The 16,257-nt window shown below is 67.4% G+C and carries 14 protein-coding genes; 10 read left to right on the plus strand and 4 right to left on the minus strand.

All coding sequences use genetic code 11. From position 1 onward, the window contains the following. Positions 1-260 precede the first annotated feature (260 nt). From ACFWBU_RS10395 to ACFWBU_RS10420, 6 genes are all read left to right on the plus strand, one after another. On the plus strand, positions 261-1,154 hold the full coding sequence (locus ACFWBU_RS10395; protein WP_378528191.1) for a cyclase family protein: 894 nt from the start codon (positions 261-263) through the stop codon (positions 1,152-1,154). A 29-nt stretch (positions 1,155-1,183) separates the two neighbouring features. Further along, positions 1,184-1,651, plus strand: coding sequence for a VOC family protein (locus ACFWBU_RS10400; RefSeq protein WP_378528192.1), 468 nt, complete (start codon positions 1,184-1,186; stop codon positions 1,649-1,651). A gap of 114 nt (positions 1,652-1,765) precedes the next feature. Continuing rightward, positions 1,766-3,610 carry a flavin-containing monooxygenase gene (locus tag ACFWBU_RS10405; protein ID WP_378528193.1) on the plus strand — a complete coding sequence of 615 codons (1,845 nt, stop codon included), beginning with the start codon at positions 1,766-1,768 and terminating at the stop codon, positions 3,608-3,610. Between the two features lie 95 nt (positions 3,611-3,705). Then, on the plus strand, positions 3,706-4,500 hold the full coding sequence (locus ACFWBU_RS10410) for a hypothetical protein (RefSeq protein ID WP_378528194.1): 795 nt from the start codon (positions 3,706-3,708) through the stop codon (positions 4,498-4,500). Next, positions 4,500-5,438: an NAD(P)-dependent oxidoreductase gene (locus ACFWBU_RS10415; protein WP_206038470.1), complete on the plus strand. Its 939-nt coding sequence runs from the start codon at positions 4,500-4,502 to the stop codon at positions 5,436-5,438. Before ACFWBU_RS10410 ends, ACFWBU_RS10415 begins: the two co-directional genes overlap by 1 nt. 32 nt (positions 5,439-5,470) lie before the next feature. Then, positions 5,471-6,361 (plus strand): alpha/beta hydrolase, encoded by an 891-nt coding sequence (locus tag ACFWBU_RS10420; RefSeq protein ID WP_378528195.1) that lies wholly within the window; start codon positions 5,471-5,473, stop codon positions 6,359-6,361. 100 nt (positions 6,362-6,461) lie between these two features. Here ACFWBU_RS10420 and ACFWBU_RS10425 read toward each other — a convergent pair whose 3' ends face one another. Beyond that, complete coding sequence (locus tag ACFWBU_RS10425; RefSeq protein ID WP_169622098.1) at positions 6,462-7,154, minus strand: SDR family NAD(P)-dependent oxidoreductase; 693 nt, start codon at positions 7,152-7,154, stop codon at positions 6,462-6,464. Between the two features lie 213 nt (positions 7,155-7,367). On the opposite strand from ACFWBU_RS10425, the gene ACFWBU_RS10430 reads away from it, so the two are divergent. From ACFWBU_RS10430 to ACFWBU_RS10440, 3 genes are all read left to right on the plus strand, one after another. Further along, entirely contained in the window at positions 7,368-8,081 is a 714-nt protein-coding gene (locus ACFWBU_RS10430) for an alpha/beta fold hydrolase (RefSeq protein WP_346765189.1), read from the plus strand. Between the two features lie 138 nt (positions 8,082-8,219). Further along, positions 8,220-10,127, plus strand: coding sequence for a 2-oxoacid:acceptor oxidoreductase subunit alpha (locus ACFWBU_RS10435; protein WP_378528196.1), 1,908 nt, complete (start codon positions 8,220-8,222; stop codon positions 10,125-10,127). Positions 10,128-10,156: 29 nt separating this feature from the next. Then, positions 10,157-11,248 (plus strand): 2-oxoacid:ferredoxin oxidoreductase subunit beta, encoded by a 1,092-nt coding sequence (locus tag ACFWBU_RS10440; RefSeq protein ID WP_378528197.1) that lies wholly within the window; start codon positions 10,157-10,159, stop codon positions 11,246-11,248. Positions 11,249-11,278: 30 nt separating this feature from the next. On the opposite strand, the gene ACFWBU_RS10445 is transcribed toward ACFWBU_RS10440, so the two are convergent. After that, positions 11,279-12,670, minus strand: a complete 1,392-nt coding sequence (locus ACFWBU_RS10445) for an amidohydrolase family protein (protein WP_378528198.1) — start codon at positions 12,668-12,670, stop codon at positions 11,279-11,281. Beyond that, positions 12,667-13,890 (minus strand): CoA transferase, encoded by a 1,224-nt coding sequence (locus tag ACFWBU_RS10450; protein ID WP_169651497.1) that lies wholly within the window; start codon positions 13,888-13,890, stop codon positions 12,667-12,669. Before ACFWBU_RS10450 ends, ACFWBU_RS10445 begins: the two co-directional genes overlap by 4 nt. A gap of 58 nt (positions 13,891-13,948) precedes the next feature. On the opposite strand from ACFWBU_RS10450, the gene ACFWBU_RS10455 reads away from it, so the two are divergent. Further along, on the plus strand, positions 13,949-15,013 hold the full coding sequence (locus tag ACFWBU_RS10455) for an enoyl-CoA hydratase/isomerase family protein (protein ID WP_169622195.1): 1,065 nt from the start codon (positions 13,949-13,951) through the stop codon (positions 15,011-15,013). 15 nt (positions 15,014-15,028) lie between these two features. Here ACFWBU_RS10455 and ACFWBU_RS10460 read toward each other — a convergent pair whose 3' ends face one another. Continuing rightward, on the minus strand, positions 15,029-16,030 hold the full coding sequence (locus tag ACFWBU_RS10460) for a MaoC family dehydratase (RefSeq protein WP_169622104.1): 1,002 nt from the start codon (positions 16,028-16,030) through the stop codon (positions 15,029-15,031). Positions 16,031-16,257: the final 227 nt, after the last annotated feature.

Genomic DNA, 16,257 nt, shown 5'->3' on the forward strand with positions numbered 1-16,257 from the left:
CTTAAACATTCACCCGCCGTCGCTATTTCGCGGATTTTCGATACGGGCCGGAATGCCTGTGTGAGCAGAATCGAGTGGAACCGAATCGAAACCAGGATGTTGACGCGAACGTAGCCGATGGCTACAGTGAGTCCGGTCACAAGGCGGACGGTAAATGTCGTGGCTCACGGATTCGATTCGCACTCGCTGTCCGGCATGTCCCCGAAACCGACCGACAACCACCCCGAACCTCGCTACGAGGACACGATGTTGAGGAGTCGATGTTGAGCACGCGTAAGTCGAACTGGGGCCGTTGGGGCGAGTCGGATGAGTTGGGCGCTCTCAATCACCTCACGCCGGAGCGGGTCCTCGCCGCCCTCAGGCTTCCCAAGACGGGCAAGACCTACAGTCTCAGCATTCCGATCCAGCGGTCCGGGGTGCCGAACCTCGAATACCGCGGCATCCCACAGCGACTCACCCTGACCAATCATCAGGACGAGGCGATGGCCCGCGCCAACGGTGGCGCGCCCGGAGTCGGCGCCAACGAGGACCAACTCGTCATGCCGTCGCACACCTCGACGCACATGGACGCACTGTGTCACGTGTACGCAGACAACAAGATCTATAACGGCTACCCCGCCGACCAGGTCACCCCGTACTCGGGCGCCGCCAAGTGCAGCATCGACAAGGTCGGCGGAATCGCCGGCCGCGGCGTCCTCATCGACGTCGCAGCCTCCAAGGGTGTCGACCTGCTCGAACCGGGCTACGTCATCACCGTGGCCGATCTGCAGAAGGCACTGGACGAGCAGGGTATCGAACTGCAGACGGGCGACCTGGTACTCATCCGTACGGGATGGCTCGAGGACTACTTGGCCAACCAGGGCGAGATGATGCCGCAACCGGGCATCGGTCTCGAAGCGGCCGCCTTCCTCGCGGAGAAGGACGTTGCGCTGGTCGGCTCCGACAACGCCGCAATCGAACCCATCCCGTTCGATCAGAACGTTTACCTCGGCGGGCACATCATCCTGCTCGTCGAGCACGGTATCTACCTGGTCGAGAACATGAACCTTGCAGAACTGGCAGCCGACCGGTGCTACGAGTTCCTGCTGACCATCGGCGCATTGAAGATCACGGGCGCCACCGCGAGCCCGGTAACCCCGGTCGCCGTCGGCTGACGAACCTCTCACACGACAAGGACCTCCGGATGACCGAGAAAACCGAGGCGGCCGTGCACACGTACCGCACCTCCCACGTCGGACTGTGTGTTTCCGACCTCGCCAAGAGTCTTCGCTTCTACTGCGACGGACTGGGTTTCGTCAAGATCATGGAATACGACATCGACGAGCAGATCCCCGAGGTCGACGCGCCGTGCAGCCTCACCTCGTCTTTCTTGGAGAAGGACGGCCTGCGCATCGAGCTGCTCTCCTACCGGCAGCCCGGCGTGATCGGGACCCCGCCCACCCGCCGCAACCATCTGGGCGTGACCCACCTGTCGTTCTTCGCCGAGGACATCGACGCCGCAGCCGACGCGCTGTGTGAATTCGGCGGCGTCCTGGTGCCGCAGACCCGCGCAGGTGCGGGCGATCCGACCGCCCCGCAGTTCGTGTTCGTGGCCGACCCCGACGGTAACCGAGTCGAGCTCATGCACATCCCCGCCGGCACCCCCTGGTGACGGGACCTGCGCCGGATTACAGCTTCCCCCGATAGATCGCTGAGTGCGTCACGGCGACCGATCCCACCGTCGCCGGATCGCACATGCCGACGCAGTGACGACCAAAGGACTTTCATGACCGCCCCCGACAAGACAGCACGCGATCCACACCTCTGGGAACCCCAGCGCAAGGTCGACGACCTCGAATGGTTCCGCCAGAAATACGCGGAAGAGCGCGACAAGCGCCTGCCGAACACCGGTGCCGACACCTTCCAGGCCATCGATTTCGACGGCAAGTTCGCCTCGTTCGACGCCGATCCACACGCGGACGGCCCCCGCACCGCACCCCCTGAGACCGCTGATCTCGACATGCTCGTCATCGGCGCCGGCTTCATGGGTATCAGTACCGGCATCGAGCTCAAGAAGGTCGGTGTCACGAACTTCAAGATACTCGATGTCGCAAGCGATTTCGGCGGTACTTGGTACTGGAACCGTTACCCGGGTGTGCGCTGCGACATCGAGTCGTACATCTACCTGCCGTACCTCGAAGAGACCGGTTACATCCCGACGGAGCGGTACACCCGCGGCAGCGAGATCTTCGCCTACACCCAGTCCCTCTGCTCGCAGTTCGGCCTGTACGAGCACGCCCTGTTCCAGACGCGGGTCACCGAGATGGAGTGGGACGAAGACTCGGCGCGGTGGACGGTACGCACCGACGGCGGCGATGTGTTCCGTGCCCGGTTCGTCTCGACCCAGAGCGGTCTGTTCAGCCGCCCCCAGCTGCCCGGCATCCCGGGGCTCGAGAAGTTCGCCGGCCACAGCTTCCACACGAGCCGCTGGGACTATGAGTACACGGGCGGTGACATCACCGGGAATCTGACCGGGTTGCACGACAAGCGTGTGGCCATCATCGGAACCGGTGCCACAGGCGTGCAGGCTATTCCGCAGCTCGCCGAGTATGCGAAGTCGCTGGTCGTCTTCCAGCGCACGCCTACTCAGATTGCGCCCCGCGAGAACGCTCCGACCGATGTCGAATGGTTCAAGTCCCTGCCCGAAGGGTGGCATCGTGAGCGCCGCGCATCCTTCGACAAGTGCGCGATGGATCGTGCCACCGCCGACTGCGATGTCGACGACGGTTGGATCAAGTTCGCGAAGTACCAAATGCGCGCGATCTACGGGGCCGGCGGCGCGGAACCGACCCTCGAGCAGTACATGGACGCGATGGAGCGCTCGGACTACGAGTGGAACGAGATGCTGCGAGACCGCGTCGACGCCATCATCACCGACCCGGCCAAGGCCGACAAGCTCAAGACCTACTACCGCACCATGTGCAAGCGGCCCGGCTTCAGCGACGACTTCCTGCCTGCCTTCAACAAGGAGTCCGTCGACATCGTCGACACGTCCACCACACCGATCGACCGGATCACCGAGAAGGGCATCGTCGTCGGTGACCGAGAGTACGAAGTCGACCTCATCATCTACGCGACCGGCTTCCAGCAGGGACGCACCTGGACCGACAAGGCGGGTTACGACGTGCTGGGCCGCAACGGCAACCGGCTGTCGAAGAAGTTCGCCGAGGGCGTCAGCACCTACCACGGCTTCCTCAGCAAGGACTTCCCGAACCTGTTCTTCCTGGGCTTCACCCAGTCGACGCAGGTATCGAACATCTCGAACCTCATCGACAACCAGGCCCGGCACATGGTCTACATGGTCGGCAAGTGCCTGAACGAGGGCATCCGGGCAATCGAACCCACCGCCGAGGCGGAAGCCGGATGGAACGCGACCATCGCCGAGCACGCGGAAATGCGGCGCGACTGGAACACCTCGTGCACCCCGGGCCACTACAACAACGAGGGCCGCGTCGACGACAAGCGCAGCACGCTCGTCGGCGGCTTGTACGGACCGGGCTACGAGTACTTCGACCTTCTCCGCAAGTGGCGTGAGGACGACGAGTTCGACGGCATCGCCGCAACTCGCTGACTCACCCGGACCGCCCACAGGAATTGTTCCGGGACCGCGCGCAGCCGATGTAACGGCTGCGCGCGTGTCCGTGCCAGAAAACGAAGGAGAGAGTAATGACGTTGACTCCGGTGAGACTCGGCCAAGCTCTGTTCACCATGGTGGACCCGGCGCGCGGTCACGAGGTCGCATACAACCGCTGGTACGAGCGCGACCACCGCTACTCGGGTTGCATGATCGGTCCCGGCTGGTTCGCCGGTAGCCGCTGGGTGGCGCCGAAGTGGCTCAAGGACCTGCGCTTCCCGGAGACCGGCCCGGTCGCGACCAAGACCGAGGACGGCTCGTACCTCGCGATCTACTGGGTGCACGAACCGGAGATCGAGGAAGCCGAAGCCTGGGCGCGTACCCAGGTAGGCGAGTTGTACGCTGCCGGACGCGGTTTCGCCGAGCGTGAGCACGTGCACACCGGCCAGTATCTGCCGGACTCGAACATCTCGGCACACGAGGACGGCGTTCCTCTCGAGCTCGCGCTCGACCACAACTACCGCGGACTCGTCACCGTCATGATCGAGCCGGCCGAGGGCGTTGTCCGCGATGCGGCCCTCGACATCATCAACAGCGGCCCGGTCGAAAAGCTCCTCGCCACCGGCACCGTCGATCTCGTGAGCAACTGGCGGATGAAGCCCTGGCCCGCCGATCACAACGTGCCGATGAAGATGGGCAACGACGGCGGATCCACCGAGCGCATCCTTCAGATGTGCTTCCTCGAGGGCGATCCCGCCGAGAGCTGGCAGCACATCGTCGACTACGCCGCGAACATCGAGAGCTCGGGCGCGGGTCGCGTCACCTTCGCCTCACCGTTCATCCCGACCGAGATCGGTACGGACAAGTACACCGACGAACTGTGGTGATGCCCGTGTTGAGCGGCGAGAAGATTCTGGTGACCGGGGTGACCGGTCAGATCGCTTTCCCGATCGCACGGATGCTGGCGGCAGAGAACGAGGTGTGGGGGCTGGCGCGGTACAGCCGCCCCGATGCCCGGCAGCGGGTGAGCGAAGCGGGAATAGTCCCGGTCGCGTGTGATCTCGGCAGCGGCGACTTCGACGGTGTCCCGACGGATTTCACGTACGTCGTACACCTGGCGGCGAGTCTGGCTCCGGGATGGGACTACGACGCCGCGATCCGCGCCAACGCGGAAGGCACCGGGCTTCTCTTGCAGCACTGCCGATCCGCCAAGGGTGCCCTCGTGATGTCGACCCATTCGGTCTACCGCCCGCAGGACGACCCCATGTACGTGTTCACCGAGCAGTCGCCACTGGGAGAGTGCAACAGCACCCACACCCCGACCTACTCGATGTCGAAGATCAGCCAGGAAGCCACCGCTCGGTTCGCCGCCCGCGCCTTCGGCATTCCGGTCACGATCGCTCGGATGAACGCCTCGTACGGTCCCAACGGTGGACTGCCTGCTATGCACATCGACGCCCTCGTCGAAGGCCGGTCGATCACCACGCGATGGGATCCGTGCATGTACAGCCCGATCTACGAAGACGACATCAACATGCAGGTCGGCGCCCTCCTCGAAGCAGCGTCCACGCCGGCACTCATCGTCAACTGGGGCGGCGACCATCCGGTCAGTGTCCAGGAGTGGGCGGCGTATGCCGGTGAGCTGATGGGCCTCGACCAGACCGTCGACGTGGTCCCTATCGAGGGGACGCTGCGCGGATCGATCGCGGACACGACGCGGCGCGCATCCATTACCGGGCCGTGCACGGTGGATTGGCGTGAAGGCATCCGTCGGACGATTGCCACTCGCCATCCGGGCAGGCTCGTCGAGCCCGCCCGCTCGTGAGCATCACTTCGTAATCAGCATTGGGAGACGATATGCCGACGACAGTGCACAAGTCGCTGCCCGCGGAACGGACGGGCACACCGGCGAGTCCGGGATTGCGGGAACGCCGCACGAAGTTCGCCGCGACCGAGATCGACCCCGCGCTGGGGGTCGCGGCGGGCGACGCGGACTTCGCGGGTGTGCCGTGCCGGACCATTCGGGCCGGTGACCGGGCCACCATCCTCTACCTGCACGGGGGCGGCTACCGGATGGGTAGTCCGGAGGCATACAACGCCTATGCTGCGGCGCTGGCGGTGGGCGCCGAGGCGACGGTTGTCCTGCCGCGCTACCGGCTCGCACCGGAGAATCCGTTCCCGGCCGGACTGCGTGATGCCCTCGCGGTCTACGAGCAGCTCGCATCCGCCGCGGAGGGACCGATCATCCTCGGCGGTGACTCGGCGGGCGCCGGTCTCGCCGCCGCGGTGATCGTCGCGTCGAGGACGAGCGACGTGCGCCGCCCCGACGGGTTGATGCTGCTGTCGCCCTGGCTCGACCTGCACTGCTCGTCACCGTTCTACGAAACGGCACCCGACGTCTTCTTCCCGTTGGCGACGGCGGCGTCGGCGCGGGACGACTATCTGCAGGGCGCCCCCGCCAGCGACCCGCTGGTCTCGCCGTTGCTGGCCGACCACACCGGTTTCCCACCCACCCTGATCCAGGTCGGCGGCAACGAGGCACTGGTCGGTGATGCGCTCGGGCTGGCCGAATCGCTCGCGAACGCGAACGTCACCTGCACACTGGAAGTAGTAGCGGATCAGGGGCACACATGGCCGCTGGTTTATCCCGGTCACAGCGTCTCAGTCGCATCGATCGAGTCGTGTGCCCGGTTCGTCCGGTCGCGTGCAACGAACGGTCGACGTACGGGTGGCAACGAAACGCGATAAGCGATGCTGCTCCTCGCGGCCGAGGTGAGTGCGCCCGCATCACCGGAACCGCAATGTCGGTCGATGCCGGTGCGCGGCACGCGTCACGGGCTGAGCGCGGTCAGCCGACGTTCGTGACGGGGATCAGCGCACCCGTGACGGGCGAACCCGCGTCGGAGATCAGGAACTCGATCACCTTGGCGACGTCGGCCGGCTGCGACCACTTGCTGGTATCGGCGTCGGGCATCGCGGCGCGGTTGGCGGGTGTGTCGATCACGACGGGCAGCAAGGCGTTGACCCGGATGTGGTCTTCGCGGTACTCGAGTGCCATCGTCTCGACGAGAGCGGAGACGGCGGCCTTCGACGCGATGTAGGAAGCGCCGCCCGGGAACGGGCTGCGCGTCGCGGCGGTGGAGATGCAGACGATCGATCCACCGCCGCGACGGATCAGGTGGGGCAGCGCTGCCTGGCTGACGGCGTACGCGGTCCGCAGGTTGAGGTCGAGCTGGGAGTCGAGGACCTCGATGGGGGTCTCGTGGACCTTCGGACCCGAGGCGAATCCACCGACGAGGTTGACGACGCCGAACAGCGGCGCGTCCGGATCTTCCCCGGCCACCGCCAGCGCATCTTCGAGTTGCTGGTCGTCGGTGAGGTTCGCCTGCACGAGATGCAGGTTGGGGTGGGTACCGACGCGGCTGAGTTCTTCGCGCACGAGCCAGGGCACCACCACTCGCCACCCGGTATCGAGCAGGTGTTTCGTCACGGCTGCTCCGAGACCGCCGGTGCCGCCACTGACCAATACGGTGCGAGTCATGCCACCGCCCCTTCCTGACAGGTTCGCTCGGTTGCCATGAGGCTCCGAAGTACTCTCGGCATCGGTCGCCGAGGTGATGAGAGCCACACTATCGCAAACGGAAATGGAATTCTCCAAGTTTTTTCGGCGAATGGGATCGGCATCGGCCCGGCCCCCGTACGAAGATCGTCACGGGCCGGAGTTCCGGCCCGACCGCCACGAAGGGACCCATCCGTGACCGACATCGAAGCGAACTTCCTCCACGTCGGAGAACTGCGCGCCTACCTGGCCCGTCCCGCCGGAGGCAGCACCGGCGCGATGCTGCTCCTGCCGATGATCACCGGTATCGGCGCCCAGGTCCGCGAATACGCCGAGGACATCGCGCGCGCCGGGGCCACGGCGCTCGTGTGGGACCCGTGGCACGGGCCGAGCGCCGACGACACCCCGCACGACCGGCTCGCCGAGATGATGGGCCGACTCGACGACGAGGCGTCCCTCGCCGAGATGGGAACGCTGCTGGACTATGCCGTCGACGAGCTGGGCGTGTCGAAGATCGGCGTGATCGGGTGGTGCCTCGGGGGACGCCTCGCGCTGCTCCTCGCCGCACGCGACGAGCGGCCCGCCGCTGTGGTCGCGTACCACCCCTCCATCTGGGACTCGGCTCCGCCGAACCACACCCTCGATGCGGTCGACCAGGCCTCGACGATCACCGCGCCGGTCATGGTGCTGCACGCCGGCGCCGACACCGTGATGTCCGCAGAGATCTTCCGCGACCTGCAGCAGGCGCTCCAGCAGCGCCGAACCGGGGCAACCATCATCCATGTCTATCCCGGTGCGGAGCACGGCTTCAGCGTGCGGTCACGGCACGGCAATCAGGTCAATGCGGACGCCTACGCGCTCTCCTGGCCGCAGGTCCTGCGCTTCGTCGCCGATACCACGCTCGGCTGAGCCGCGCGGTCGGCCGACGGCGGTTCGGGGCGGCACGGACGAGAAAGTTCCGGGAACGGGTTGCGGAAATGCGCCGGAGGACGACCATGGAGCACACCCGACCCCCAGCGCATGCCGGGGGAAGAAGGAGCCGACCGTATGACGTCGAGACCGACCGCGAGGAAGTTGGAACAAGTCGTCATCCGCATAGCGGGTGACTCCGGCGACGGGATGCAACTCGCCGGTGACAGATTCACCGCCGAGGCCGCCGCGTTCGGCAACGACCTCGCCACCCAGCCCAACTTCCCCGCCGAGATTCGCGCACCCCAGGGCACACTGCACGGCGTCTCGAGCTTCCAGATCCAGATCGCCGACTACGACGTCCTCACCGCGGGGGACCGGCCCGACGTGCTCGTCGCGATGAATCCGGCTGCCCTGAAGTCCAACCTCGGCGACCTGCCTGCGGGTGGGATCCTGATCGTCAACAGCGACGAGTTCACCAGGCGCAATCTGAGCAAGGTCGGCTACGACGGCAACCCGCTCGAGACCGACCTCGTCGAGCCGTTCGTGGTTCACGCGATCCCCATGAGCACCCTCACCGCGGGCGCGGTCGAGCCGTCCGGTGTGGGGAAGAAGGACGCCCACCGCGCCAAGAACATGTTCGCGCTCGGAGTGTTGTCGTGGATGTACGGGCGTCCACTGGCCCCCGTCGAGGACTTCCTCGAGCGCAAGTTCGCCGCGAAGCCGGACATCGCGCAGGCCAACGTCCTGGCGCTGCGCGCGGGATGGAACTACGGCGAGACCACCGAGGCGTTCGCCACCACCTACGAGGTGGGCAAAGCCGCGTTACCGCCCGGGCGATACCGGCAGATCACCGGAAACACCGCGCTTGCGTATGGCCTCGTCTCGGCCGGACGGTCCGCGGGGATGGACGTGTTCCTCGGGACCTATCCGATCACCCCGGCGTCCGACATCCTGCACGAACTGAGCAAACTCAAGCGGTTCGGCGTGCACACCTTCCAGGCCGAGGACGAGATCGCGGGGATCGGTGCTGCGATCGGTGCGTCGTACGGCGGTTCCCTCGGGGTGACGAGTACGTCGGGACCGGGTCTTGCTCTGAAGTCGGAAGCCATCGGACTGGCCGTGATGACCGAACTGCCGTTGATCGTCATCGACGTGCAGCGCGGTGGACCCTCGACGGGCCTGCCCACCAAGACCGAGCAGGCCGACCTGCTCCAGGCGCTCTTCGGCCGCAACGGGGAATCTCCGGTCGCCGTCGTTGCGCCGCAGTCCCCGTCCGACTGCTTCGAGGCGGCACGGGAAGCGGCGCGCATCGCCGTCACCTACCGGACACCGGTGCTGCTGCTGTCCGACGGCGCCATCGCGAACGGGTCCGAGCCGTGGCGCATTCCCGACGCCGCGGACCTCCCCGCGATCGAACCCGGATTTGCGACACCGCCGGGGGAGGAAGGCCCCGGTCATCTGCCCTACGCGCGGGATCCGGAGACGCTTGCCCGAGACTGGGCGATCCCGGGTACCCCGGGGCGGGAACACCGCATCGGCGGTCTCGAGAAGGCCAACGGCACCGGCGACATCTCGTACCACCACACCAATCACGAACTGATGACCCGGGTTCGGGTCGCCCGCATCGCGGGTATCGCCGTACCCGATCTCGAGGTCGACGATCCTGGTGACGACGCGGACATCCTGGTCCTCGGCTGGGGTTCGTCGTACGGACCTATCGGGGAGGCCGTCCGCCGGGCACGTCGCGGGGGCCGTCCGGTCGCGCGGGCACACCTTCGTCATCTCAACCCGATGCCCGCGAACCTCGGTGACGTGCTCGCCCGGTACCGGCGGGTACTGGTACCGGAGATGAACCTCGGTCAGCTGTCCATGTTGCTTCGGGCACGGTACGACGCGGACATCCAGCCGGTGACCAAAGTTGCCGGCATGGCGTTCCTCGCCGACGAACTCCACGAGGCGCTGCTCGACGAGTTCGAGGACGGACTGCGCAGCGCCGAATCCGCAAAGACCCCAGCCGCGGTGGCGGCAGCCGTGACACGCTGACGCGCCACCGAAGATCGGAGATCCGACAGATGACGGGAACGATGCACAACGGCACGGCCCACGAGACCGGCGCGGTCGGCAGGGATCTGGGTCTCAGTGGCCTCGCCCATGTACCCCGCACCGACGTGCCACAGAAGGCGAAGGACTTCACCACCGACCAGGAGGTCCGGTGGTGTCCCGGATGCGGCGACTACGTCATCCTCGCGACCGTGCGCAGCATGCTGCCGCAGTTGGGGCTCGCGAGGGAGAACATCGTCTTCGTGTCGGGTATCGGATGTTCGTCGAGGTTCCCGTACTACCTCGACACCTACGGCGTGCATTCCATCCACGGCCGCGCGCCGACACTGGCCACCGGACTGGCCGTCACCCGGCCCGACCTGTCGGTGTGGGTGGTCACCGGTGACGGCGACGCGCTGTCGATCGGCGGCAACCACCTGATCCACGCGCTACGCCGCAATGTGAACATGCGGATCCTGTTGTTCAACAACAGGATCTACGGACTGACCAAGGGGCAGTACTCACCGACCTCCGAGGTCGGCAAGGTCACCAAGTCCACACCGATGGGCTCGGTCGACGCCCCGTTCAACACGATGTCGCTGGCACTCGGAGCGGACGCGAGTTTCGTTGCCCGCGCGCTGGATTCGGACCGGGAGGGATTGACGGAGGTGCTGCGCGCCGCGGCGCATCACCGCGGCGCGGCGTTCGTCGAGATTTTGCAGGACTGCCCGATCTTCAACGACGGTTCGTTCGACGTGCTCCGGAAGGACGGCGCCGGCTCCCGGTTGATCCACGTGCGGCACGGCGAGCCGATCATCTTCGGAACCGACGACGAACTGTGCGTCGTGCGCCGCGGTTTCGGTCTGCGGGTGGCGCAGCGCGCCGACGTGGACCCCGGCGACATCGTGGTCCACGATGCGCACACCGAGGACCTCGAGTACGCCTACGCCCTGTCGCGACTGTCGGACCAGAACCTCGAGTACACGGTCACCGGAATCGTGCGAGCAGGACAGCGGCCGGCATACGACGACGGTGCGCGCGACCAGGTGGCGCGGGCGAAAGCCGAAGCGCCGGCAGACCTCCAGCAACTCCTCGACGGTCCCCACACCTGGACCGTGTCCTGACGACCTGACGACTCCCCGCGCCTTCCGGCATCATCCGTGCACGACACGGCCGCCGATGACGGTGGTGCGCACCGCTGATGACGACGGCGCTGCGAGAACGTCGGCGAGAGGAGCGTGGAGGAGCACCAGATCTCCGGGTTGCCCGACCCGGATCGTCCTCGGCTTCCCGCCCGGATCGTCTGCGGCCGAGAGGAACCCGGCGAGCGCCTGGGAAGGATCGAGAATCTCGGAGTGGCCGAGGACCGCACCCGACTCCGTCGTCCGTGTCGTGGCGGCTGCGATGATGGCCCACGGGTCGAGCGGCCCGTACGGGGCGTCGCTCGACAGCGCGAGAGGTACGCCCCCGTCGAGCAGGCTGCGGCATCGATACAGGTCGCCGCGGTCCCGGGGATCCACGTCGCGCAGGTAGCTGTCGCCACGATCGGAGAGGAACCCGGGCTGCGACACGACCCGCAGGCCGAGCCGGCGCAGATCGTCGATCGATTCGGGGGGTATGAGAGCACCGTGCTCGATCCGGTCGCCGGGACGGGCACCCACCTCGGCGAAGGCGGCGAGCAGGATTGCGAACGCTTCTCTGCTCACACAGTGCACCGCGACCGCGCGCCCGGCGGCGTGCACGTCCCGGATCGTCTCGGCGAGCACGTCGAGGTCGGGGAGCCCGGAGTCGGCGAGCACGATCTTGTAGGGACCGGAGCTCAGAGTGCCGCTGGGGGAGACGAATCCGGCCGGTGCACCGAGAAGATGCAGGCGCTGGGGGAGCGCACCGCCTCCGTGCGCGTCCACCAGAGCCGCGAGCGAACTCGGTGACAGGTCCGGTGTCGCGTCGGTGAGACCGGTGATCCCGTACGCCGCGAGCTGAGCGCCGATCGCGTCGAGCGGGGGCGGCGCGGTCGGCGGCAACCGGTCGCGTAGCCACGTATCGGCCCGCCACACGCGTCCCGTCGGGCGCCCGTCGCCGTACCGTTCGACGCCGGGATGGTCGGCGGCGTCGAGTCCGGCGAGCGCCGCGGCCGCGGAGTTCAGGACCCAGAGCGCGCCGCTGCGATGCTGCACCCGCACAGGGCGCCGCGCGTGCATCCGGTCGAGAGCCTCGGAATCGAGCTCCCCCGCTACGGATTCGAAGTATCCGACTCCACGGACCGAGTCACCCGGTGCCGTCCGCAGCACTCGTGCGAGGTCGTCGGGGGTACGAACATGCGGGGGTCCGCAGCGCACCGACGACCGTTCGGCAGCCGTTGCGTGCAGGTGGATGTGGTGGTCGTGCAGGCCCGGTACGAGTGCTCCGCCGGCGCCGTCGATCACGTCGATGTTCCCGGTCGGTTCGAGTCCGACCCCCACCTCGGCGATCACCCCGTCCCGGATCACCACTGCCGAACCGGGAACGCCGCCGAGTTCGACATCGCGCAGCATCAGCGGCGTCATCGCCGGATCCCCAGTTCGCCCAGTAGCTGTGCGGTGTCCCGTCCCGAGCGAGCGGCTTCCCCGTGCGGTTCGCGTGGGCGCGGCGGGACGATCTCCACGGGGGCCGGACCCGTGTCCACCCACCACCGGCCGCCGCGCCGATATGCCTGCGGTGCAGGAGAATGCGATGCGTTCAGAGTCGCCGCGACGACGGCCGACATCGACACGTCCCACAGCACACCGGACCCGTCTGCGGGGGCCGACAGTGCAAGGGTTGCGGCGGTCAGGCCGGTGAGGGGATCGGCCAGCGCATCGCCCACGAAGACCGGACCGTGCGCGTCGTGGGCGAGCAATCCGGCGCTTCCGGCGACATCGTCACCGAAGCCGACGCGCATCGACCCGCGACCGTGCGCGGTGATCGACACCCACGTGCCGCCGCGCGCCACCACTGTTTCGGCGTCGAGCCCGAAACCGGCGAGGGCGCGGGGACGCGACGCCTCGACGACGATGTCCGCAGCATCGACCAGGGCGGCCAGTTCCCGGCGTTGCCGGTCGTCGGACGGGTCCAGCACCACCGACTCGTGGCCGCCGTGCAGCAAGCGATAGAACTCGGAGTTGCCGCGTCGTGCTCCGTCGGGCCGGTCGGGCGTCTCGACCTTCACGACGCGCGCCCCCGCCAGTCCCAGCACGTGAGCGCACAGCGGACCGGCCCACAGAGCGCTGAAATCGACGACGAGCAGTCCGTCGACCTGCCGTGGTTCCAGTGGTACGGGCGGCGTACCGGTGGGCGGCGTCACCGGTCCGGCGGCGATGCCGAGCAGTTCCGCGCGGTCGGCGAGTTCGGCGCCGGTGTGGCCGGCGACCCAGGCCGTGACGGCGGGCCACGGGTCGTCGGCCACGTCGGCGCCGACGAGGGCGCCCAGGAGCAGGGGGTCGCCGGGACGTGCGCACGACACCGCTGCCCACCCGTCTGCGGTGGGCAACAGTCGGCACGCGCCGCCCACCGACGTGGCGCCGGCCCTGCGGGCGCCGGTGAATGCGGCACGCTCGGACAGCAGGTGGGCGCCGTCGAGTTGTACCGAACCGGCGGTCGCGGACGCGATCCGTGCCGTCAGTTCCCTCGCCGTGGTTGCCGCCCGGCCCGGTGGGATCAAAGGAGGGCCGTCGACTCTCCCCGTGAGAGAAGCAATTCCGCTCTCCGCCCAGTCCCTGACCGGGTCGCCGGCGGAAGAGGAGGACATGAGCGTGATGCTACATTCCAACGCGAGGGGGCCGGAGTCGAGCGTGAAGGCACAACATATGGACCCGACGACAGCCGTCACGATTTCCGTTGCCGATCTCGCGGACGGGGCAGCCGACGAGCCTTTCTTCGCGGACGGGGGCGCGGCCGACCGTCCGATGCTGATCGTCGACCTCGACGATGTCCCCGCGTCGGTGCTCGAGCGGGCGGCTCACCGGGCCGCGATGTCCGATCGACTGCTGGTCGGCCGGGCGACGGTGCCGCTCGATTCCGGCGCCTTGTCCCCATTGCTCGGCGCGCTCGACCTCACATATGCCACCGGCCCCGATCCGGTCACGACGACGGTGGTCGGCACGCCCGATCCCGGCGCGAGCGCCGCAACCGTGCTCGACGCCGTGACAGACAATCCGCTCGCGGCGCTGGTGTTGCGGCAGGTGTTGCGCACCGCCGACACCCTTGCGGTATCCGGCGCGCTCGATGTCGAGTCACTGGGATATTCCACGCTGCAGAGCGGACCCGAGTTCGCCCGGTGGCTCGACGACCGGGGACTCCGCCCGCTGCCCCCGCCCGCGTCCGGGGATCCCGTGCTCCTCGTGCGCGACGGCGTGACGCTGCACGTGACGCTCAATCGCCCGGAACGGCGCAACGCGTACGGGACGCAGTTGCGCGACGCATTGGTCGACGCGCTCCGGTTGCCGCTGATGGACGAGAGCATCGAGCGTGTCGTCCTCGACGGCGCGGGACCGTCGTTCTGCGCGGGCGGAGACCTCGACGAGTTCGGGCGCACCCCTGACGCGGCGACCGCGCACCTGATCCGTACCCGCGGGGGCGCGGGACGAGTCGTCGCGCAGCTCGCAGACCGGATCGAGGTGCGTCTGCACGGTCACTGCGTCGGTGCCGGCATCGAGATTCCGGCGTTCGCGGGCAGAGTGGTGGCCCATCCGGCGACGGTGTTCCGGCTTCCCGAAGTGTCGATGGGGCTGATCCCTGGAGCAGGCGGCACGGTGAGCATTCCCCGTCGCATCGGGCGGTGGCGCGCGATGCATCTGTTCGTCACGGCGCTGCCGCTGGACGCGGATCGCGCGTTGGCGTGGGGCTTGATCGACGAGATCCGCGCCGACTGACCCCTCCGTGACCGGTCAGGCCATAAGGACGGTGAAACGCCAATCCAGGACGGGCGCCGGCTCGGTGGTCGCACGTTGTGCGTACACGAGAGACCGCAGTGCGAGCACACCTCCGCCCTGTGGGAGCGGTTCGGCGGACTCGACGTGCAGGTCGCTGGTGAGGGTGTCGCCCTCGTGCACGGGACCGGTGTGGTCGCACGACCGCCACCCGAGCACGGTCACCATATTCGGCAGTGCACGCGTCGCCTGGGACAGTGCGATCCCGATCGTGTGCCCGCCGTACACCAGTCGCCCCGCCGACCCGACACGCTCGTCATGGTGTGTCGCAGCGATATTCAGGCTCAGGCGCGCGAGTTCGGGTGCACCGGACACGACGTCTCCACTCGATCGCAGCACGGCGCCGGCGAGCGCGGGATCGAAATGGGTTCCGGGAACTCGACTCCGATACAGATCGAGGTCCCAGTTGCCGGGTGAGGACCAGATCGGCTGGTCCCGAGGTCCGATTACGGACAGGTCTTCCGCGTGGACGATCCGGCCGGGATCTGGAGTCTCGCTCAACGGCAGCATCGCACATCGGTAGAAATCGAGCACTGTCCTGCCGTCCTGGTCCACGGTGTTCACGCGCAGCGCCGCCAGGCCGGTGGGTCGACGACCCGGCTTCGCCGAATTCTCTTTCAGGCCCACTACTTCGGTGGTCGTGTAGAGCGTGTCGCCGATGAAGGGGAATCGGTGGAAACGCAATCCTCGGTAGAACAGGTTGGCCTTGACGTGGTGCGTCACCAGCGTCGACTGGCCGATCGCGATGTCGGTGACGAAACCGGCGTGTGCGAGAGCGCCGCCCGCGACCGCGGTCGAGAGGTGCCGGTCGAGGGGAAGACGGAACCGGTCGCCGAGGATCGCTTGGTGGGTCGCCGCGAGTCCGTCGGTGAGGGTGACTGCGGGTGCGGTGTCGAAGACGCGGCCGACGGTGAGTTCGTCGAAATATGGGCCGCCGACAGAAACGGGATTCGTGGTCATGTCAGGCTCCGGCTTTCGACAGGGTGCGACGGGCGCTGCTCGCCGCCGGAAGAGTGTGGCTCGGACGTCACGGAGAACCTCGTGGATTTCGGGACAGCGGGGAACGCGGTGAATGTACGGCCATTGTGGGGTGCTGCGCCAGAGTTATAGGCAGATGCAGCCACACGTATTGCTGAAAACTCTGGAATTTCGGGCGGATTCGAAGGGGCAGGCATTGACACGGCTAC

This window comes from Rhodococcus sp. NPDC060084 (assembly GCF_042730335.1).
In the GTDB taxonomy this organism is placed as follows: domain Bacteria; phylum Actinomycetota; class Actinomycetes; order Mycobacteriales; family Mycobacteriaceae; genus Rhodococcus.